The organism is Salmonella sp. SJTUF15570, assembly GCF_043357055.1.
Lineage (GTDB): Bacteria > Pseudomonadota > Gammaproteobacteria > Enterobacterales > Enterobacteriaceae > Salmonella > Salmonella enterica.
The window spans coordinates 506,638-528,225 of record NZ_JBEUKJ010000001.1 but is presented as its reverse complement, the minus strand read 5'-3'; the positions used below and the strand labels follow the sequence as shown (position 1 = coordinate 528,225).

The 21,588-nt window shown below is 53.4% G+C and carries 18 protein-coding genes; 15 read left to right on the top strand and 3 right to left on the bottom strand.

Going from position 1 to position 21,588, the window contains the following annotated elements; genetic code table 11:
- Window positions 1-189: 189 nt before the first annotated feature.
- Complete coding sequence (gene ibsA, locus ABVN44_RS02770; protein WP_001805500.1) at window positions 190-249, top strand: type I toxin-antitoxin system Ibs family toxin; 60 nt, start codon at window positions 190-192, stop codon at window positions 247-249.
- Window positions 250-347: 98 nt separating this feature from the next.
- Here the strand turns inward: ibsA and yegD are convergent, their stop codons facing one another.
- Window positions 348-1,700, bottom strand: a complete 1,353-nt coding sequence (yegD, locus tag ABVN44_RS02765; protein WP_048348879.1) for a molecular chaperone — start codon at window positions 1,698-1,700, stop codon at window positions 348-350.
- 133 nt (window positions 1,701-1,833) lie between these two features.
- Between yegD and alkA the strand changes: the two genes are divergently transcribed.
- Window positions 1,834-2,703 carry a DNA-3-methyladenine glycosylase 2 gene (gene alkA, locus ABVN44_RS02760; protein WP_023195399.1) on the top strand — a complete coding sequence of 290 codons (870 nt, stop codon included), beginning with the start codon at window positions 1,834-1,836 and terminating at the stop codon, window positions 2,701-2,703.
- On the opposite strand, the gene ABVN44_RS02755 is transcribed toward alkA, so the two are convergent.
- On the bottom strand, window positions 2,671-5,661 hold the full coding sequence (locus tag ABVN44_RS02755; protein WP_023231340.1) for an MASE1 domain-containing protein: 2,991 nt from the start codon (window positions 5,659-5,661) through the stop codon (window positions 2,671-2,673). The two genes, alkA and ABVN44_RS02755, sit on opposite strands and share 33 nt — an antisense overlap.
- 330 nt (window positions 5,662-5,991) lie before the next feature.
- On the opposite strand from ABVN44_RS02755, the gene udk reads away from it, so the two are divergent.
- The 3 genes from udk to asmA all read left to right on the top strand — a co-directional run bounded on the left by udk (window position 5,992) and on the right by asmA (window position 9,200).
- Window positions 5,992-6,633 (top strand): uridine kinase, encoded by a 642-nt coding sequence (udk, locus tag ABVN44_RS02750; RefSeq protein ID WP_000132082.1) that lies wholly within the window; start codon window positions 5,992-5,994, stop codon window positions 6,631-6,633.
- 90 nt (window positions 6,634-6,723) lie between these two features.
- Window positions 6,724-7,305, top strand: a complete 582-nt coding sequence (gene dcd, locus ABVN44_RS02745) for a dCTP deaminase (RefSeq protein ID WP_001234783.1) — start codon at window positions 6,724-6,726, stop codon at window positions 7,303-7,305.
- A 38-nt stretch (window positions 7,306-7,343) separates the two neighbouring features.
- Window positions 7,344-9,200, top strand: coding sequence for an outer membrane assembly protein AsmA (asmA, locus tag ABVN44_RS02740; protein ID WP_023231341.1), 1,857 nt, complete (start codon window positions 7,344-7,346; stop codon window positions 9,198-9,200).
- Between the two features lie 85 nt (window positions 9,201-9,285).
- On the opposite strand, the gene ABVN44_RS02735 is transcribed toward asmA, so the two are convergent.
- Complete coding sequence (locus tag ABVN44_RS02735) at window positions 9,286-10,866, bottom strand: TerC family protein (RefSeq protein ID WP_023231342.1); 1,581 nt, start codon at window positions 10,864-10,866, stop codon at window positions 9,286-9,288.
- 674 nt (window positions 10,867-11,540) lie between these two features.
- On the opposite strand from ABVN44_RS02735, the gene ABVN44_RS02730 reads away from it, so the two are divergent.
- The 10 genes from ABVN44_RS02730 to gmd all read left to right on the top strand — a co-directional run bounded on the left by ABVN44_RS02730 (window position 11,541) and on the right by gmd (window position 21,588).
- Complete coding sequence (locus ABVN44_RS02730) at window positions 11,541-12,680, top strand: polysaccharide export protein (protein ID WP_000978076.1); 1,140 nt, start codon at window positions 11,541-11,543, stop codon at window positions 12,678-12,680.
- Between the two features lie 5 nt (window positions 12,681-12,685).
- Window positions 12,686-13,135 (top strand): low molecular weight protein-tyrosine-phosphatase Wzb, encoded by a 450-nt coding sequence (gene wzb / locus ABVN44_RS02725; RefSeq protein ID WP_000482226.1) that lies wholly within the window; start codon window positions 12,686-12,688, stop codon window positions 13,133-13,135.
- Window positions 13,132-15,291 carry a tyrosine-protein kinase Wzc gene (wzc, locus tag ABVN44_RS02720; protein WP_023231343.1) on the top strand — a complete coding sequence of 720 codons (2,160 nt, stop codon included), beginning with the start codon at window positions 13,132-13,134 and terminating at the stop codon, window positions 15,289-15,291. The genes wzb and wzc overlap by 4 nt, the downstream gene beginning before the upstream one ends.
- Before the next feature lie 86 nt (window positions 15,292-15,377).
- Window positions 15,378-16,220 (top strand): colanic acid biosynthesis glycosyltransferase WcaA, encoded by an 843-nt coding sequence (gene wcaA / locus ABVN44_RS02715; RefSeq protein ID WP_000205695.1) that lies wholly within the window; start codon window positions 15,378-15,380, stop codon window positions 16,218-16,220.
- 2 nt (window positions 16,221-16,222) lie between these two features.
- Window positions 16,223-16,711, top strand: a complete 489-nt coding sequence (gene wcaB, locus ABVN44_RS02710; protein ID WP_000888724.1) for a colanic acid biosynthesis acetyltransferase WcaB — start codon at window positions 16,223-16,225, stop codon at window positions 16,709-16,711.
- A complete protein-coding gene (gene wcaC, locus ABVN44_RS02705; protein ID WP_023231344.1) occupies window positions 16,708-17,925 on the top strand; it encodes a colanic acid biosynthesis glycosyltransferase WcaC in 1,218 nt (405 codons plus the stop codon). Before wcaB ends, wcaC begins: the two co-directional genes overlap by 4 nt.
- Window positions 17,900-19,114: a colanic acid polymerase WcaD gene (wcaD, locus tag ABVN44_RS02700; protein WP_000091392.1), complete on the top strand. Its 1,215-nt coding sequence runs from the start codon at window positions 17,900-17,902 to the stop codon at window positions 19,112-19,114. The genes wcaC and wcaD overlap by 26 nt, the downstream gene beginning before the upstream one ends.
- A 12-nt stretch (window positions 19,115-19,126) precedes the next feature.
- Entirely contained in the window at window positions 19,127-19,873 is a 747-nt protein-coding gene (gene wcaE, locus ABVN44_RS02695; protein ID WP_000480132.1) for a colanic acid biosynthesis glycosyltransferase WcaE, read from the top strand.
- Window positions 19,874-19,888: 15 nt separating this feature from the next.
- Window positions 19,889-20,443 carry a colanic acid biosynthesis acetyltransferase WcaF gene (gene wcaF / locus ABVN44_RS02690; protein WP_001153603.1) on the top strand — a complete coding sequence of 185 codons (555 nt, stop codon included), beginning with the start codon at window positions 19,889-19,891 and terminating at the stop codon, window positions 20,441-20,443.
- A 23-nt stretch (window positions 20,444-20,466) separates the two neighbouring features.
- Window positions 20,467-21,588 (top strand): GDP-mannose 4,6-dehydratase, encoded by a 1,122-nt coding sequence (gene gmd / locus ABVN44_RS02685; protein ID WP_000048165.1) that lies wholly within the window; start codon window positions 20,467-20,469, stop codon window positions 21,586-21,588.

The following is a 21,588-nucleotide window of genomic DNA, read 5'->3' as shown; positions in this document are numbered from 1 at the left end:
CACGGTCGGGATTATTCTGAATGGCGACCCGCTTTGCGAGGCGCTACGCAACTCTCATCGGTGAAAATCGTTAACGCGCCGGAGTGCGGTAAAGTGGCGGCACGGCAATAAAGGTAAGCCACCGATTTCAGCAGGACGCTGAAACGGGAAAGCCCCTCCCGAGGAAGGGGCCAAAATAAGGAAAGGGTTATGATGAAGGTAGTCATCATACTGGTGATACTCTTAGTGATTAGCTTCCAGGCTTACTAAGACACCAGGGGGAGGAGGAATCCTCCCTAACCCTCACTCCTGACGTTAAGCCACATCAAGAATAATGTCAATCCATCAGCGCTGGGCTTGCGAGGCGCTTAGCGGAAAACGACCTCTGCCCAGCGAGCCAGTCCTGCGGTGACGGAGCCGAAATCATCGCCGCCAGCGACGGGTATGCCCGGTAACTGTTCGGAAAGCGCTTTTTTAATCAATGGCGAACGGGCGCTGCCGCCGGTCAGATAGATGACATCCGGTTTTTCCTGCGCGCTGTCCAGCGCCAGTTGCACCTGTTCCAGAATACGCGCCAGCGGTTGATCCAGCGCCGCTTCCAGTCCTTGCTGGCTGATAGCGACCGCCAGGTCGTCGCTGATAAATGGCAGCCTCGCCGTAACATCCGCCTGGCCGGAAAGGGCGATTTTGCTCTCTTCCGCGCAGCGTACCAGGCGGTAACTAAGTCGCTGGCACCAGACCTTGAGCAGCAACGCGACCTTGTCTGCTTCACGCGCGTTGCGAACCAAATCGTTCAACAGACGACCATTCGCGCTACTGTAAAAATCGCTTTGCGCCGGGACGTCGTTAATCGCCACGGCGTTCCACCATGGCAGCACCGGCAGGGCGATACCTTTTTCGGTTTCGCCGCCCATGCCCAGCAAAGGCATCAGATTTTTAAAGGCCAGCGCGATATCCAGATCGTTTCCGCCCACGCGGCAACCGCTGTGCCCCAACAGGCTGCTTTCACGATCGGCGCGCTGACGCCACTGCGGCCCCATCAGCAGCATGGAACAGTCGGTGGTGCCGCCGCCAATATCCACGACCAGCACACGCTTCTCTTCCCGCAGCGTAGCTTCGTAGTCCAGGCCCGCCGCGACCGGTTCGTACTGGAATACCACCTCCTGAAAACCGGCGCGTTTTGCCGCCCGCTCCAGAATACCCTGCGCCTGGCGGTTCGCGTCATCGCCGCCGAGTCCCTGAAAGTTGATCGGGCGACCGATCACCGCCTGGGTAATGGCCTCCGGCAATTGGCTGTGCGCCGTATGACGAATATGTACCATCATGGCGCAGACTAAATCTTCAAACAGCGCGACCTGCTGCGGCTTCAGGCCGCTGGCGCCTAAAAAGGATTTTGGCGATTTGACAAACCAGACCTCCTGGGGATCGTCAATATAGTGCGCCAGCGACGCCAGACCAAACTGTACGCTTTGCGCGCCAACCTCAATATCTTCCTCGCGGTTGTAGCGTATCGCGCGGCGTAGCAGCGCCTGGGTTTCTTCGCCCGTTGCCGGCACATCATGATGGCGATACAGCCACTCGCTCACCGCTTCGCGCGTCGGCGCGCACAGCATAGACGGCAGTAATGCGCTGTTATTCTCCATTGTCAGCAACTGTGGATGCCCGTCGCGCATAATGGCGACCGAGCAGTTTGCCGTACCGTAATCAAATCCGATAAACACCTTAAAATCCCCATGCCAGTGAAGAAGGGGCGTGACTTTAGCGAAATGTCGTCGCGGCGACAACTGGAATATGAAAGCAAGGCGTTACGTGCGATTAGCGTTTATGCTGAAAGGTCAAATAAAGGAGAAAAGTATGTTTACCCTGAGCTGGCAGCCGCCTTACGACTGGTCGTGGATGTTGGGCTTTCTTGCCGCGCGTGCGGTGGACGGCGTGGAAACAGTAGGCGAGGGCTTTTATGCGCGCAGCCTGGTGGTGGGCGAGCATCGCGGACTGGTCAGCGTGAGGCCCCATCTGCCCACCCACACTGTGCAGGTTAGCGTGAGCGCCGGATTACTTCCCGTCGCGCCGGCGTGTCTGGCGAAGGTTTCGCGTCTGTTTGATCTTGACTGCCAGCCCGCGCAGGTTGCCGCCGTGCTGGGGCCACTGGGCGAGGACAGACCGGGGCTGCGTTTACCGGGATCGGTTGATACGTTTGAACAAGGCGTGCGGGCGATACTGGGGCAACTGGTGAGTGTCGCGATGGCGGCCAGGTTGACGGCGAAAGTGGCGCGCCGCTATGGCGAGGCGTTGCCGGATGCGCCCGATTATGTCTGTTTTCCCGGTCCGGAAACGCTGGCGTTGGCCGATCCGCTGGCGCTTAAAGCTCTGGGGATGCCTCTGCGGCGCGCCGAAGCGCTGATTCATCTGGCGCAGGCGACGCTGGCGGGAAAACTGGCGCTCGCCGCGCCGCCGGATATTGAGCAGAGCGTTAAAAATTTACAAACGTTTCCGGGAATTGGCCGCTGGACGGCGAACTATTTCGCCCTGCGCGGTTGGCAGGCAAAAGATATCTTTTTGCCCGATGATTACTTAATTAAGCAGCGCTTCGCCGGGATGACGGCCGCGCAGATCCGTCGCTACGCGGAGCGCTGGAAACCGTGGCGTTCCTACGCGCTACTGCATATCTGGTATACCCACGGCTGGCAACCGTCAATGGATAGCGAAATAGCTGGTATTCAGTAATAAATCCAGCGGTTGCGCTTCGGCGATAGTGTCGCCATAAATCAGATCCACGCCAATACGGGAGAGCGTATCCAGCACCTGTGGGTTTTGTACTGGCCCGGCGAGCGTTTTGATGTCCAGATGCTGGGCGTGTCCCTGGATGATCGAGGTCAGCATTTCATCCATTAAACTTTCATGAACGTTGGCGATAAGGTCGCTATCCAGCAGTAAATAATCGGCGATATGCGGGGTCAGTAAATTAAACAGCTGTAAATCGCGCCCGACATGGCTGAGAATCACCTGGCAGCCGCGTTGCCGCAGTTTTCGCAGAGTCGCAGCGGCGGTCTGCGCCTGCTTAACGATAACGTCAGCCGGGATAATCAGATGTAATAACCGTGGCGGCAGTGGGCTATGCTCCAGTTGTTCCAGCAGCTCATCAATAAGGGTCGCGCTGTATAATCCCGCGGCGGACAGCGGCAGCGCAACGCTTAATCCCTTGCTGGCGACGGCGGTCGCCGCATGGTGGAAAAACTCATGGAATACCCGTCGGTCAAGCGCGTGATGCAGCGCGGAGTCGGCTAACCCTGCCCGGAACGCGCGCTCTTCCATCACTTCCCCTTCGCTGGTCCACAGCCTGAGTGAGACCAGCCAAAAGCTGGTGGCCTCCGGCGTACGCGGCGGCGCGACGTTTCTGGCAAGCATCAGCAGGTGGTTATTTTTAATCATATGCCACTGTTCTTCCAGCGGCATCATTCCCTTTGAGGAGGTTAATGCGTGCTGCGGTTCGTACACGGTCAGACGGCCTCGACCGCTATTTTTCGCGGCGTAGCAGGCAATATCGGCCTGAGACACGACCTCTGTGAGCTGGCAGTTATGTTCATTTATCATTGTGATCCCGGCGCTGGCGCCGATCCGATGCAGGCGTCCTTCCCACATAAAGTGATACTCATTAACGGCGTTGATAAGCCGCGTCACGATAAAGCGCGCGCTGTCACTATTACAATCCGGCAGCAACAGGCCAAACTCATCGCCACCCAGACGGGCCAGGAGATCGCCGGAGCGAAGCATACTGAGCATCAGTGACGCGAGCTCGCGCAATAAGGCATCGCCGGCGGCATGTCCCGCGCTGTCGTTAACCGCTTTAAAACGGTCCAGATCGATAAACACCAGCGCATGATGTTGAGGCGATTCCTGTATTGTTTGCAGGCGCTGTTGAAGCTGCTTTTCAAAACTGGCGCGGTTGGCAAGATGGGTGAGGGCGTCATGCGTTGCGCTGTAGCTGAGCTGGCGTAACATTTTTCGTGATTCGGTAACGTCCTGGATAACCAGAACCGAACCAATCTTATCGCCGTCAAGCGTACTGAGCGGCGTGATACTGTAATGAATATCGTAGCTACCGCCGTTATGACAATGGAGCACTATCTCCTGTTCCATGTCCGATCGCGACCTGTCGGCGCGATAAATATCCTCCAGCAGCGGCCCCTTATCACCTGACGTAATGCGCAGAACCGTTAATAATGGCGCGCCTAAAGCATCCTCTTGCCGCCAGCCGCTCATCTTCTCGGCGATCGGGTTCATAAAGGTGATATTCATCGCGACATCAATACACACCACCGCTTCTCCGATAGAGTCAAGCGTGATGTGCAACCGTTCTTTTTCCTGAAACAGCGCCTCGTTCGCCTGTGTAATACGCTCCATCAACCGCTGGTTTTCCTGCTCGCTTTGCTTGAGATCGTTAATATCTTCAATCTGAGCAATAAAATAGAGAGGTTTATTGTCTTTATGACGAACCAGCGAGACGGCCAGTAGCGCCCAGACGACATCGCCGTTGCGGGTGTAGTAGCGTTTTTCCATGGAATAGCTATTGATGTCGCCGCGCACCAGCATGTTTAGCTGTTCAAGGTCGTTATTCAGGTCTTCCGGCCAGGTCAATTGCTGAAATGTCATCGTGCGTAATTCATCCTGGCTATAGCCAAGAAAATGGCTCAGAGATTTATTGACCTGTAGCCACTGACCCTCCGTACCGACCAGCGCCATACCAATGGCGGAATACTCCATCGCGTTGCGAAAGCGGGATTCGCTCTCGGTGATATGTTTGCGTTCCGTGCGAAACGCGTACATCACCATCGTCATCATATTGGCAGGCAGCAGGATCATTAAAAAAGGCAGCCACGGCATGTTGACCATCACGTCGGTTTTCGGCGTAGCGAGCAGCGTGGGGTCATTGGCCAGCATGAGCGAGACCACGATAACGGTAGCTAAAAAAATTAAAAACGCCTCCATTCGCGGCAGGCGCACCGCACTCCACATCAACAGGACGATAACGCACGTAAACGGCCACGGAATATAGCGCATAGCGAGCCAGCTTAGCGCCAGCGTAATGACCAGCGTCAATAGCGTTTCCAGCAACAGATGCGGATCACGATGACGCAACAGATAGTGTGGTTTAAACAGTAAACCTAACGGCACCAGCGTCAGCGCGCCGATGGCTTCCGATAATACCCAAATCAGAAACGCTTTCGAGGCGACCGCTTCCGGCGCTATCAGCCAAAATAACAGGCCGCCGAGTAGTGGCGGAATCACGGCGCTGCCGATAGCCAGACGAAACCAGTCATTCAAATTTTGTAAGGGGTTGTAGCTGGGGAGCAGTTTTCGCAGCAGTATCGCGCCAGTGGCCGCCTCGATAATATTTATTGCCGTCCAGCTAAAGTTAAGCGAGGCGGCAGGAAATAAAGTCAGTGAGGCGCCGATGCTGCCGAGCGAGCAGGCGACCGCGATCCCAGGCCACAGACGGCCCGCATGGCGGTAAAACGCGACCATCATAATGGAGGTGGGGAACCACAGCGGCGCCAGTTGGGTGCCGACACGCGATAATACGAGCGAAAAGAGCGTAAAGACAAACGCGACCAGGCCTAAACTGACCAGACGCAATAGCGGGTGGGGGACGGTAACGAAAACATGTTGGGATGGTTTACTCATTACCACTCTATCCGAATCGCCGGTAACGTCGCGGAATACCGGACGCGTCAGTTTACTCTGTGATTATGCTAGTATAAACGCGTAATGATTTATACGCTGGCTGAATATAAATTGTGGCTCCCGGCGTATTCCTCCTCCAGACGGGTCGATAAAACCGCTGCCCGCGTTAAAACTGAACGCTTTTACGTCGCGACGTCGAATGTGCCGCCAACAAATTCACCGTGGCATAGCGCCGGACTGGTATCGCGCTGCTGAAATCCCTATAATTGCCGCGTTTGGCGTTTCGGCGCCCCCCTTCCTTACATCCAGGTTAATCAGGTCGCTAAATTTATGACTGATCAGTCTCATCAGTGCGTCATTATCGGTATCGCTGGCGCATCGGCTTCCGGCAAGAGTCTTATTGCCAGTACCCTTTACCGCGAATTGCGTGAACAAGTGGGTGACGAACATATTGGCGTTATTCCCGAAGACAGTTATTACAAAGATCAAAGCCATCTGTCGATGGAAGAACGCGTAAAAACCAACTATGACCATCCGAATGCGATGGATCACAGCCTGCTATTTCAGCATCTTCAGGCGCTCAAGCGCGGTTCGGCGATTGAATTACCGGTATACAGTTATGTTGAGCATACCCGTATGCAGGAAACGGTTCGCGTAGAACCGAAGAAAGTGATTATTCTTGAAGGTATTCTGTTACTGACCGACGCGCGTTTGCGTGAAGAGATGAACTTCTCTATTTTTGTCGATACGCCGCTGGATATCTGTTTGATGCGCCGTATCAAACGCGATGTGAACGAGCGTGGTCGCTCAATGGATTCGGTGATGGCGCAATATCAGAAAACGGTGCGTCCGATGTTCCTGCAATTTATTGAGCCTTCCAAACAATATGCGGATATTATCGTGCCGCGCGGCGGTAAAAACCGCATCGCTATTGATATTCTGAAAGCGAAAATCAGCCAGTTCTTTGAATAAATCTGGCGAATTGTGTACCGTTCAGTGATAACCTGGTTAGCCCTTGATGTGCTTGATTTAAGGGCTTGATGCGCGAAAGGAGAAAGTGCCATGCGTTTATGCGACCGAGATATTGAAGCCTGGCTGGATGAAGGCCGTTTGTCTATCACCCCGCGACCTCCCGTAGAGCGCATTAACGGCGCGACGGTCGATGTACGTCTTGGCAATAAATTTCGAACCTTCCGTGGCCATACGGCGGCGTTTATCGATCTGAGCGGGCCGAAAGACGAGGTCAGCGCGGCGCTGGATCGCGTGATGAGCGATGAAATCGTTTTGCCGGACGGCGAGGCATTTTATCTGCATCCGGGCGAGTTGGCGCTGGCTGTCACCTTTGAATCCGTTACCCTGCCGCCGGATTTAGTGGGCTGGCTGGATGGTCGTTCCTCGCTGGCGCGTCTGGGGCTGATGGTGCATGTGACGGCGCACCGTATTGATCCCGGCTGGTCGGGCTGCATTGTGCTTGAGTTTTACAACTCCGGGAAGCTGCCGCTGGCGTTGCGTCCGGGTATGCTCATCGGCGCGTTGAGCTTTGAGCCGCTGTCCGGCCCGGCGGCGCGGCCTTATAACCGCCGTCAGGATGCCAAATATCGCGATCAGCAGGGCGCTGTTGCCAGCCGGATTGATAAAGACTGAGCCATTCGGCGCAATACTGCCGGTCCATTGAGGGTAGCATGAGACGATTTCTGACGACGCTGATGATTCTCCTGGTCGTGCTGGTGGCCGGATTCTCTGCGTTGGTATTGTTGGTCAATCCGAATGATTTCCGCGCCTATATGGTGCAGCAGGTTGCCGCGCGTAGTGAATATCAGTTGCAACTGGACGGGCCGCTGCGCTGGCACGTATGGCCGCAACTCAGCATCCTTTCCGGGCGAATGACGCTAACGGCGCGAGGCGCCAGCGAACCGCTGGTGCGGGCTGACAATATGCGCCTGGATGTCGCTTTATGGCCGCTGTTGAGTCATCAGCTTCATGTTAAGCAGGTGATGCTGAAGGGCGGGGTGATTCAACTGACGCCGCAAACGGAAGCGGTACGCAGCGATGATGCGCCGGTCGCGCCGAAAGATAATACCTTGCCGGACGTAGCGGAAGATCGCGGCTGGTCGTTTGATATTCGTAGCCTGCGCGTTGCCGACAGCGTGCTGGTTTTCCAGCATGAAAATGATGATCAGGTCACGGTGCGCGATATTCGTCTGAATATGGAACAAGATGCCGAGCATCGCGGCACGTTTGATTTTTCGGGACGCGTAAACCGCGATCAGCGGGATCTTGCTTTATCGTTCAGCGGAACGGTGGATGCTTCCGATTATCCGCATAATTTAACCGCGGGTATTGAGCAACTGCGCTGGCAATTGCAGGGCGCGGATTTACCGGCGCAGGGGATTGAGGGGCAGGGACAACTGCAGGCTCAGTGGCAGGAAGCGCAAAAACGTCTTTCATTTAACCACTTAAATTTAACGGCGAATGACAGTTCTCTGACCGGACACGTTCAGGTAACGCTGGCGGAGCAGCCGGAATGGCAAATTGACCTCCGGTCCAGCAAGCTTAATCTGGACAACCTGTTGCCGCATCATAGCGCCGTGGCTCAGACGGGCGGCGCGGTGTCGCAGGGGCAAAATACGCTCCCCCTGACCAGGCCAGTTATCGCGTCGCGTGTTGGTGCGCCGCCTTATCAGGGGCTGCAAAGCTTTACGGCGGAGATTGCTTTACAGGCGGATTCAGTTCGCTGGCGGGGAATGGACTTTACCCAGGTTTCGACGAAGATGTCTAATCAGGCCGGATTGCTGGATATTACTGAGTTGCAGGGGAAACTGGCCGACGGAGAGATGTCGCTGCCCGGCACGCTGGACGCCCGCACCGCCAGTCCACGCATCGAATTCCACCCTCGCCTCAACCATGTTGAGATTGGGACTATCCTGAAAGCCTTCAATTATCCGATTAGCCTGACCGGTAAGATGTCGCTGGTTGGCGATTTCTCCGGGGCAGATATTGACGCGGAGGCATTTCGCCACAGCTGGAAAGGAAAAGCGCATATTGACATGAGCAATACGCGCCTCGAAGGAATGAATTTCCAGCAACTGGTGCAGCAGGCCGTAGAGCGAAGCGGCGGCGACGCGCAGCAGTCGCAGGAAAATATGGACAACGCGACCCGACTGGATCGCTTCACGACCGATCTGACGCTAAATAAGGGCACGCTGACGCTCGACGACATGGTCGGGCAATCTTCTATGCTGGCGTTAACCGGCAGCGGAACGCTGGATCTGGTTAAGCAGAGCTGTGATACACAATTTAATCTGCGTGTGCTGGGCGGCTGGAACGGCGATAGCAACCTGATCACCTTCCTGAAAGAGACGCCGGTGCCGTTGCGCGTCTATGGCAAGTGGCAGGAGCTGAACTATACCCTGCAAGTGGATCAGTTATTGCGTAAGCATTTACAGGATGAGGCGAAGCGTCGGCTCAATGACTGGGCGGATCGCAATAAAGATACCCGCAACGGTAAAGATGTGAAGAAGCTGCTGAATAAGCTTTAGTTTTTGGCCAAAGGGCAGAGCCGGATGGCGAGGCTAACGCGCCTCCGGCCTGCCTGGTAAGCAGGCCGGGGCAGGCGAACAGACGTTACATCTCCGGGTCTGGCTCGCCGTTATGCAGCGGAATTAACTGCACTTTCTGCACTCGATGGCTTTCTACCTGCAATGTTTTCAGCAAATAATCACCCACCTGAACCTCTTCACCGGTTTGCGGTATGCGCTGCAAATATTCCATCAATAATCCGGCAATCGTATGGTATTCCCGTTTTTCATCCAGCGGTAGCGGCACGTACTGCACCAAATCCTCCAGCGGCATATGGCCGTTTGCTGTCCAGGAACCGTCCGGGTTCTTCTGAATATCGTGGCGGGCGTCAATTTCCTCGACTTCATTCGGCAGATTACCGGCAATAGTCTCCATGACATCGCTTAATGTCACAATACCTTCAACCGAGCCAAACTCATCTACGACAAAGGCAAAATGGGTTCTGGCGTTACGGAACTGCTCCAGCGCAGGCAGCAGCGGCAATGTTTCAGGGAAAACCAGCGGTTGGCGAATCAGCGCCCGCAGGTTGAGCGGTTCGCCGCGCAGCGATTGTTGCAACAGATCGATGACGTGGACGACGCCGAGTAAATCTTCCTGTTCATTTTCACCCGTCACGACCAGACGCGTATGCTGGTTCTTTTCCAGCAGAGCGCGGATTTCCGCTTCCGGCGCGTTGAGATCGATATGCTCGATATCATGACGCGACGTCATGATGCTACTTACGGTGCGCTGGTTGAGATTCAGCACCCGCTCAATCATCCTGCGCTCCTGCGGATTAAAAATCTGGCTGTCGTCATGGTCTGCCAGCATCGCGGCGGTTTCGGCATCCAGTTCGGCATCCTCTTTTTTACCGCTAATCAGCCGCATCACGGCCTCCGTTGTGCGCTGGCGCAGCGTATGGTTAGCGGAAAGAAAACGGCGGCGGTTAAAAATAGCCAGTTGGTTGAGCGCCTCGATCATCACCGAGAAGCCGATAGCCGCGTACAGATACCCTTTCGGAATATGGAAACCAAACCCTTCCGCCACCAGGCTAAAGCCGATCATTAGCAAGAAGCTAAGACACAAAATGACAATGGTGGGATGGTTGTTCACAAATCGGGTCAGTGACTTGCTGGCGAGCAGCATCAGGCTAATGGCGATTACCACTGCCGCCATCATGACCGCCAGGTGATCGACCATCCCCACGGCGGTAATCACGGAGTCGAGAGAAAAGATAGCGTCCAGCACCACAATTTGCGCGACCACCGCCCAGAATTTCGCCCCCTTACGCTGGGTAGGGTTGGCGCTATCTTTCCCTTCCAGCCGTTCGTTGAGCTCCATGGTGGCTTTAAAGAGCAGGAAGAAGCCGCCGAACAGCATAATCAGATCGCGGGCGCTAAAGCTTAACGCCTGTACGCTAAAGAGCGGCTTAGTCAAGGTGACCAGCCACGAGATTGACGCCAGCAGCAGCAGGCGCATGATCATCGCCAGTATCAGGCCGGTAATGCGCGCGCGGTCGCGCTGCCCCGGCGGTAGTTTTTCAGCGAGGATGGCAATAAAGACCAGGTTATCAATGCCGAGAACAAGTTCGATAACGATTAACGTCACCAGTCCGGCCCAGATTGACGGATCGGCAATCCATTCCATAGTAAGAGCAATACCTTCTGTAATATGACAATTGTCACAATTCGATCATGGATAATACGGCGGAAAAATGCAATGCCGCAGAGCAATTTATCTTTGTTACGCGGCTATAAAATAACTTTAAAATAGCCGTAATGTTTCTGTCGGAAACTAAATAATGTCAAGAATATATTTAGGAAATATCGCAGGTGGAGTGGAGTAAATAAATATTGTCAACATCAATAAAATCCTAAAATCATCTGTTAATTCATTTAATATTAATCTTAAAAATATAGAATGGCGGGTTTGTTACCTTGCCTGTCATTAGGTTAGCTGCAACAATTCTTGCAGGATTAAGATAGCGCGCTTAAATATCCTGTCACGACATCGAGAAAACTATTAATACGTAACCTTTATTTCGCTGAAGATTTTTATCTGAACGAGGATGAAATCGGAGGGGAATGCGAAAATTTAGAATAATCAGTGTATTGGTAGCTAAGAAGCCAGGGGCGGTAGCGTGCCTGAAAGCCTGAATATAAGCCTTTATTATTCTGTCAATAGCCTGCGGATGAATTGATTTTTTTTCAGAATGATGCCAGTTAATTTTCTCTGCTATTAACTGCAAGGTAAATGTGCACGGACGAAGCCGCTATTTAAATTGCACAGGATAATGACTCTGCCAAAGTGATAAATAATCAATGATGAAATCCAAAATGAAATTGATGCCATTATTGGCGTCGCTCAGCTTGATAAGTGGTTGCACAGTACTTCCGGGCAGCAATATGTCTACGATGGGGAAAGATGTGATCAAACAGCAAGATGCTGACTTTGATCTCGACCGGATGGTCAATGTGTATCCGCTGACGCCACGGCTGGTTGAGCAATTACGCCCGCGGCCCAATGTCGCGCAACCGAATATGTCGCTGGACCAGGAGATCGCCAGCTATCAGTATCGCGTCGGGCCTGGCGATGTGCTGAATGTCACCGTCTGGGATCACCCGGAATTGACCACGCCAGCGGGCCAGTACCGTAGCTCAAGCGATACCGGCAACTGGGTACAGCCGGACGGCACCATGTTTTATCCCTACATTGGCAAGGTTAGCGTCGTCGGTAAAACTTTGTCAGAGATTCGCAGCGATATTACTGGGCGTTTAGCGAAGTACATCGCGGACCCGCAGGTGGATGTCAATATCGCCGCTTTCCGCTCGCAAAAAGCGTATATCTCCGGCCAGGTGAATAAATCCGGTCAGCAGGCCATTACTAACGTACCGCTAACCGTCCTGGATGCGATTAACGCCGCGGGCGGCCTGACCGATATGGCGGACTGGCGCAACGTCGTGTTGACGCACAACGGCAAAGAACAGCGCATTTCGCTACAGGCGCTGATGCAAAATGGCGATCTTAGTCAGAACCGCTTGCTCTACCCTGGCGACATTCTGTATGTGCCGCGCAATGACGATCTGAAAGTCTTTGTCATGGGCGAAGTGAAAAAACAGAGCACCCTCAAAATGGATTTCAGCGGCATGACGCTCACCGAAGCATTGGGCAATGCGGAAGGCATCGATCTGACCACCTCCAACGCCAGCGGCATTTTTGTGATTCGTCCGTTGAAAGGCGAGGGGGAACGTGGCGGCAAGATCGCCAATATCTACCAGCTTGATATGTCTGACGCCACGTCATTGGTGATGGCGACGGAATTCCGACTTCAGCCTTACGATGTGGTGTACGTCACGACCGCGCCGGTTGCTCGCTGGAACCGTCTGATCAATCAGTTGCTGCCAACCATTAGCGGTGTCCGTTATATGACGGATACGGCCAGCGACATTCATTCCTGGTAATCGTTATGTTTAACAAAATCTTAGTGGTCTGTGTGGGGAATGTTTGCCGTTCCCCGACGGCGGAACGTTTGCTAAAACGCTTTCATCCCTCGCTGACGGTTGCGTCCGCAGGATTAGGCGCGCTGGTCGGCAAAGGCGCCGATCCTGCGGCGGCGAGCGTGGCGAGCGCCCACAATCTGTCTTTGGAAAATCACTGCGCAAGGCAAATTTCCGCGCGTCTGTGCCGGGAATATGACCTGATTCTGACGATGGAGAAACGTCACATCGCCGCCCTGTGCGACATTGCGCCGGAAATGCGCGGCAAGGTAATGCTGTTTGGTCACTGGGACAGCGAGCGTGAAATACCGGACCCGTATCGCAAAAGCCGCGATGCGTTTGAGGCGGTGTACACATTACTGGAAAGGTCTGCCCGCCAGTGGGCGCAGGCACTGAATGCAGAGCAGGGAAAACCATGACAGAAAAAGTAAAACAATCTGCGGCGGTTACGGGTAGCGATGAAATCGATATCGGGCGCCTGGTCGGAACGGTGATTGAAGCGCGTTGGTGGGTGTTGGGGACGACGGCCATATTTGCGCTGTGCGCGGTAATTTATACGTTCTTCGCCACGCCCATCTATAGCGCCGATGCGCTGGTACAGATTGAACAAAACGCCGGTAATTCGCTGGTACAGGATATCAATAGCGCATTAGCGAATAAGCCGCCGGCTTCCGATGCGGAAATTCAGCTCATTCGATCGCGCCTGGTGCTGGGGAAGACCGTTGACGATCTGGATCTGGATATTGCCGTCACCAAAAACACCTTTCCGCTCTTTGGCGCCGGGTGGGAACGGCTGATGGGACGTCACAATGAAATGGTGAAAGTCACGACATTCACCCGACCAGAGACGATGAGCGGACAGATCTTCACCCTCAAAGTGCTGGGCGACAAACGTTATCAGTTGGTTAGCGACGGCGGATTTAGCGCGCAGGGCGTTGTGGGCCAGCCACTCAATAAAGACGGCGTGACGATGCAGGTAGAGGCGATTGACGCCCGTCCTGATACAGAATTTACGGTGAGTAAATTCTCAACGCTTGGCATGATTAATAACCTGCAAAATAACCTCACCGTAACGGAAACCGGCAAAGATACCGGCGTTCTGAGCCTGACGTTCACGGGAGAGGATCGCGACCAGATCCGCGAAATTCTCAACAGTATTACCCGTAACTATCTGCAACAGGATATTGCGCGGAAATCTGAAGAGGCGGGGAAGAGCCTGGCGTTTCTGGCAAAACAACTGCCGGAAGTCCGCAGCCGTCTGGATGTGGCGGAAAACAAGCTAAACGCTTTCCGCCAGGATAAAGACTCGGTGGATTTACCGCTGGAGGCGAAGGCGGTGCTCGATTCGATGGTTAATATCGACGCCCAGTTGAATGAGTTGACGTTTAAAGAGGCGGAAATTTCCAAGCTCTTTACCAAAGCGCATCCGGCCTACCGCACCCTGCTGGAAAAACGTAAAGCGCTGGAAGATGAAAAAGCCAAACTGAACGGGCGGGTGACGGCAATGCCGAAAACCCAGCAGGAGATTGTGCGTTTGACCCGTGATGTGGAGTCCGGCCAGCAGGTTTATATGCAACTGCTTAATAAACAGCAGGAGCTGAAAATCACCGAAGCCAGCACCGTTGGCGACGTGCGCATCGTTGACCCGGCGATTACCCAGCCGGGCGTGCTAAAGCCGAAAAAGGCGTTGATTATTCTCGGCAGCATTATTCTGGGATTAATGTTATCGATTGTCGGCGTGCTGCTGCGCTCGCTGTTTAATCGCGGTATTGAAAGCCCGCTGGCGCTGGAGGAGCACGGGATCAGCGTCTATGCCAGTATTCCGCTGTCGGAATGGCAAAAAGCGCGCGATAGCGTCAAAACCATTAAAGGAATTAAGCGTTACAAGCAGAGCCAACTGCTGGCGGTGGGCAATCCGACCGATCTGGCGATTGAGGCGATTCGCAGCCTGCGCACCAGCCTGCATTTCGCCATGATGCAGGCGCAAAATAATGTACTCATGCTCACAGGCGTCAGCCCCTCTATCGGCAAAACCTTTGTTTGCGCCAACCTGGCGGCCGTCATCAGCCAGACGCATAAACGGGTATTACTGATCGACTGCGATATGCGTAAGGGCTACACCCATGAACTGCTCGGCACCAATAACGTGGACGGCTTATCTGATATTCTGGCGGGCAAAGGCGAGATAGCCTCCTGCGCGAAACCTACGGCGATCGCTAATTTTGATCTTATTCCGCGCGGTCAGGTGCCGCCTAATCCATCGGAACTGCTGATGAGCGAGCGCTTCGGCGAGCTGATCGCCTGGGCAAGCAGCCGCTACGACCTGGTATTAATCGACACGCCGCCGATTCTGGCCGTGACGGACGCCGCGATTGTGGGTCGTCACGTCGGGACAACGCTGATGGTGGCGCGTTATGCCGTCAACACCTTAAAAGAGGTGGAAACCAGTCTGAGCCGTTTTGACCAGAATGGCATTCAGGTCAAAGGCGTCATTCTCAACTCCATTTTCCGCCGGGCGACGGGTTACCAGGATTATGGCTATTACGAGTATGAATACCAGTCAGATTCCAAATAAAAAATAAGGCGTGCCGGATGGCGCGGCCTGTGACTGTAGGCCGGACAAGCGTAGCGCCATGCGGCAAAACTATCTGGGGAATAAGCATGACAACAGACAATCCGCTGATCTCAATTTATATGCCAACCTGGAACAGGCAGCAGTTGGCTATCCGGGCGATTAAATCAGTACTACGTCAGGACTACCGTCACTGGGAGATGATCATCGTGGATGATTGCTCCTCGTCTTATCAGCAGCTACAACAATTTGTTGAGGAGCTGAACGACCCGCGCGTTCGTTATACTCATAACGCCAGGAATACCGGCGCCTGCGCGGTTCGCAACCAGGCCATTATGCAGGCGCAAGGACACTATATTACCGGTATTGATGATGACGATGAATGGACGCCCAACCGTCTGAGCGTGTTTCTGGCCCATAAACACCAGTTGACTACGCACGCCTTTTTGTATGCCAACGACTATGTGTGCGAGGGCGAGGTCTACTCTCAGCCTGCCAGCCTGCCGCTGTATCCGAAATCCCCTTATTCGCGCCGCTTATTCTACAAGCGCAATATTATTGGCAATCAGGTTTTTACCTGGGCCTGGCGTTTTAAAGCGTGTTTGTTCGATACCGAACTCAAGGCGGCGCAGGATTACGACATTTTTCTGCGTATGGTGGTGGAATATGGCGAACCGTGGAAAGTCGAAGAGGCGACGCAAATTTTACATATCAACCACGGCGAGATGCAGATTACCTCTTCGCCGAAAAAGTTCTCCGGCTATTTCCATTTTTATCGTAAGCACAAAGATAAATTCGATCGCGCCAGCAAAAAATACCAGCTTTTTACGCTGTACCAAATTCGCAATAAGCGAATGACCTGGCGCACGTTGCTGACGTTGCTCTCCGTGCGTAACAGCAAACGCCTGGCGGCCGGGCTGCGGGGGCGATAACGATGCTGGAAGACTTACGCGCGAATAGCTGGAGCTTACGCCCCTGTTGCATGGTGCTGGCCTACCGTATCGCTCATTTTTGTTCCGTCTGGCGCAAAAAGAATGTGCTGAATAATCTGTGGGCCGCGCCGGTGCTGGTGCTGTATCGCGTGATCACGGAATGCCTGTTCGGGTATGAAATCCAGGCCGCCGCGACCATTGGTCGGCGGTTCACTATCCATCATGGTTACGCGGTAGTGATTAACAAACATGTCGTCGCCGGCGACGATTTTACCATTCGTCACGGCGTCACCATTGGCAATCGCGGCGCGGACAGCCTGGCTTGTCCGGTGATTGGTCACGGCGTTGAGCTGGGGGCGAATGTCATCCTGCTTGGCGATATTACTATCGGTAATCACGTCACGATTGGCGCGGGTAGCGTGGTGCTTGACAGTATTCCGGACCATGCGCTGGTGGTGGGAGAAAAAGCACGGGTGAAGGTCAGCACATGAATATTCTGCAATTTAATGTACGGCTGGCGGAAGGCGGCGCGGCGGGAGTGGCGTTGGATCTCCATCTGCGGGCGCTGCAAAAAGGGCTGACGTCACGTTTTGTCTACGGTTATGGCAAAGGCGGAAAAAAAAGCGTCAGCCACCACCGTTATCCGCAGGTGATAAAACAGACGCCGCGCGGCACGGCAATCGCTAATATCGCGCTGTTTCGTTTCCTGAATCGCGATCTGTTTGGCAATCTCGACAATCTTTACCGCACGGTTATCCAGACATCCGGCCCGCTGGTGCTGCATTTTCATGTTCTCCACAGTTACTGGCTAAACCTGGCGGACATCGTGACGTTTTGCGAAAAAGTCAAAGCGCAAAAACCGGACGTCACGCTGGTCTGGACGTTGCACGATCACTGGAGCGTCACCGGGCGTTGCGCCTTCACCGACGGTTGCGAGGGCTGGAAAAACGGCTGCCAAAAATGCCCGACCCTAAGCAATTATCCGCCGGTCAGGGTGGATCGGGCGCACCAGCTTATTGGCGGCAAACGTCAGCGCTTTCGGGACATGCTGCGGCTGGGCTGCCGGTTTATTTCGCCGAGCCAGCACGTGGCCGAGGCCTTTAACAGCGTTTATGGCGCGGGACTCTGCCGGGTGATTAACAACGGTATCGATCTGGCGACCGAGGCGATTCTCGCGCAACTATCACCTGTGCCGCTGAATCCGGGCAAACCGCGGATCGCCATTGTGGCGCATGACTTGCGTTACGACGGCAAAACTGACCAGCGTCTGGTACACGACATGATGGCGCTGGGCGAAAAAATTGAACTGCATACCTTCGGTAAATTTTCGCCTTTTACCGGCCAAAACGTTGTTAATCACGGTTTTGAAACCGATAAGCGCAAATTAATGAGCGCACTCAATGAGATGGATGCGCTGGTCTTTAGCTCGCGGGTCGATAACTATCCGCTGATCTTGTGTGAAGCGCTCTCGATCGGCGTACCGGTGCTCGCTACCCACAGCGAGGCGGCGCAGGAGGTGCTGGCGAAATCCGGCGGCCAGACTTTTGCCGCTACAGATGTACTGCGCCTGGCGCAGCGGCGTAAGCCAGAGATTGCTCAGGCGGTATTTGGCGCAACGCTGGACGCCTTTCGTATGCGTAGCCGCGTCGCGTACAGCGGTCAACAGATGCTGGAGGAGTATGTCTCGTTCTATCAGAATCTGTAGCTATCTGCTGCTGCCGCTGATCTACCTACTGGTCAATGTCAAGATTGCCCAACTGGGGGAAAGCTTTCCCATTACCATCGTCACTTTTTTACCGCTGTTGCTGCTGTTATTTGTGGAACGCATTAGCGTAAAAAAATTGATGATCGCCTTAGGCATCGGCGCGGGGCTTACGGCATTTAACTTCCTGTTCGGCCAGTCGCTGAATGCCGGTAAATATGTCACATCCACGATGCTGTTTGTCTATATTGTGGTCATTATCGGGATGGTCTGGAGTATCCGATTCAAAACCATTTCCGCGCATAACCACCGAAAGATTTTGCGTTTTTTTTATCTGGTGGTGGGTATAGTGGTCGCGCTCGCCGCGGTTGAGATGGCGCAAATTATCCTTACCGGCGGCAGCAGTATTATGGAAGGAATTTCGAAATATCTCATTTACAGTAATAGCTACGTACTGAACTTCATAAAATTTGGCGGTAAGCGTACCACTGCGCTGTATTTTGAACCGGCATTTTTCGCTTTGGCACTAATCTCAATTTGGCTGAGCATCAAACAGTTTGGTATCAAAACACCGAAAAGCGATGCTATGATTCTGGCAGGGATAATATTATCAGGATCATTTTCAGGGGTAATGACCTTTATCCTGTTTTACCTTCTGGAGTGGGCGTTCCAATATTTGAATAAGGATGCGATAAAGAAAAAACTTCCACTGGCGCTGGTCTCATTAACCCTGTTTTTGGTTGGGGTAATTATTGCATTTCCTTATATCGCGACACGACTTGGCGATTTAGGGACGGAAGGCTCATCTTCTTATTATCGTATTGTGGGCCCGTTAGTCATGGTCGGATATTCCTTGACCCATATTGATGGTGTAGTCAGATTTGGCTCACTTTATGAATATGTCGCATCATTCGGAATCTTTAACGGTGCGGATGTCGGGAAAACCATAGACAATGGATTGTATCTGCTGATTATTTATTTTTCCTGGTTCGCAGTGCTAATGACGCTGTGGTATATGGGGAAAGTTTTAAAAATGGCGCTAAATGCGTTTGGCGATAATCGCAATTTTCGGGTACAGCTCTATCTTTTTACGCCGGTGTCGCTGTTTTTTACCGGTTCAATATTTAGCCCGGAATATGCTTTTTTAATCGTCTGTCCGTTCATTTTGCGCAAGGCGTTAAAAATTTCATAACGGGGTGGTGGCATGTTTTTAAGCGTCGTTACCGTCGCCTTTCGCAATTACGAAGGGGTGGTAAAAACCTGGCGCTCGCTGCGCAATCTGGCGCGCGATCCGGGTCTGTCATTTGAATGGATCGTAGTGGATGGCGGTTCGGAGGACGGCACGCGCGAATTTCTGCAAAAACGTCACGGTGAGTTTAACCTGCGTTTTATCAGTGAAAAGGATCGCGGTATTTATGATGCCATGAACAAAGGCATTGCCTTGGCGCAGGGGCGCTATACCCTGTTTCTTAATTCCGGTGATGCGTTCCATGATGATGCCGCGCTGTTTGTCCGCCAACTGGCGCGACAAAAGGGCGAGGCGATGTATATTGGCGACGCGCTGCTGGATTTTGGCGGCGGGCATAAAATACGCCGGAAGGCTAAACCCGGGTATTATATCTACCATAGTTTGCCAGCCAGCCATCAGGCGATATTTTTCCCGACGGCAGCGTTAAAAAAGTATCCTTATGATCTGCAATATCATGTCTCTTCAGATTATGCGCTGGCGGCCCGTCTCTATAAAGCAGGCTATCCTTTTCGGCGAATTAACGGACTGGTATCTGAATTTTCAATGGGCGGCGTGTCAACCTCGAATAATCTGGAATTATGTCAGGATGCAAAAAACGTACAGCGAAAAATATTACGTGTGCCAGGATTTTGGGCGCAATTATCCTATTTATTACGTCTGAAAACGACGGGTAAAACAAAAGCGCGGTATAACAAAGTCTAATCACCGGGAGTTATTATGCAGGATCTTAGCGGCTTTACGGTGCCGAAGGGGTTCCGCGGCGCTAATGCGCTAAAAGTACAATTATGGTGGGCGGTACAGGCGACATTATTCGCCGGGTCGCCGCAAATATTGTATCGCTGGCGAGCCTTTTTGCTGCGTCTGTTTGGCGCCAAAATTGGAAAGAATGTGGTTATTCGACCGTCAGTAAAAATTACCTATCCGTGGAAATTAACCGTCGGCGATTATGCCTGGGTAGGCGACGACGCTGTGTTATATACGTTGGGTGAAATTAATATTGGCGCACATGCGGTTATTTCACAAAAAGGGTATTTGTGTACCGGTAGCCATGATTATACCAGCGCCCATTTCGATATTAATGCCGCGCCGATTGTTATTGGCGAAAAATGTTGGCTGGCGACCGATGTTTTTGTCGCGCCCGGCGTGACGATAGGTCATGGCACCGTCGTCGGCGCGCGCAGCAGCGTATTTAAATCATTACCGGCAAATGCGATTTGTCGGGGCAATCCCGCAGTGGTAACGCGCCAGCGCGTTCAGAAAGTTACTCCCTAACGGGACTATTTGAGGAAATGAAAATGTCAAAAGTCGCTCTCATTACTGGCGTAACCGGACAGGATGGGTCTTACCTGGCAGAATTTCTGCTGGAAAAAGGGTATGAGGTGCATGGTATCAAGCGCCGCGCGTCATCGTTTAATACCGAGCGCGTGGACCATATTTATCAGGACCCGCACAGCTGCAACCCGAAATTTCATCTGCATTATGGTGACCTGACCGACGCCTCCAACCTGACCCGCATTTTACGGGAAGTGCAGCCGGATGAGGTCTACAACCTGGGCGCGATGAGCCACGTGGCGGTGTCGTTTGAGTCGCCGGAATATACCGCCGATGTGGATGCGATGGGCACGCTGCGCCTGCTGGAGGCGATCCGCTTCCTCGGTCTTGAAAAGAAAACGCGGTTCTACCAGGCCTCCACCTCTGAACTGTACGGTCTGGTGCAGGAAATCCCGCAGAAAGAGACCACGCCGTTCTACCCGCGTTCCCCCTATGCGGTGGCGAAACTGTACGCCTACTGGATCACCGTCAACTACCGTGAATCCTACGGTATTTACGCCTGTAACGGCATTCTGTTTAACCACGAATCCCCACGTCGTGGCGAAACCTTCGTTACCCGTAAGATCACCCGCGCCATCGCCAATATCGCGCAGGGACTGGAGTCCTGCCTGTATCTCGGCAACATGGACTCGCTGCGCGACTGGGGTCATGCGAAAGATTACGTACGGATGCAGTGGATGATGTTACAGCAGGAGCAGCCGGAAGATTTTGTGATTGCCACCGGCGTGCAGTATTCCGTACGCCAGTTTGTGGAGCTGGCGGCGGCGCAACTGGGGATAAAACTGCGCTTTGAAGGCGAAGGCATTAATGAGAAAGGGATCGTGGTATCCGTTACCGGACACGATGCGCCGGGCGTGAAACCGGGGGATGTGATTGTGGCCGTTGATCCGCGTTATTTCCGTCCGGCGGAAGTGGAAACCCTGCTGGGCGACCCGTCCAAAGCGCATGAGAAACTGGGCTGGAAACCGGAAATCACCCTGTCGGAGATGGTCTCCGAGATGGTGGCGAACGATCTGGAGGCCGCGAAAAAACACTCACTGCTGAAATCTCACGGTTACGAGGTGGCCATCGCGCTGGAGTCCTGA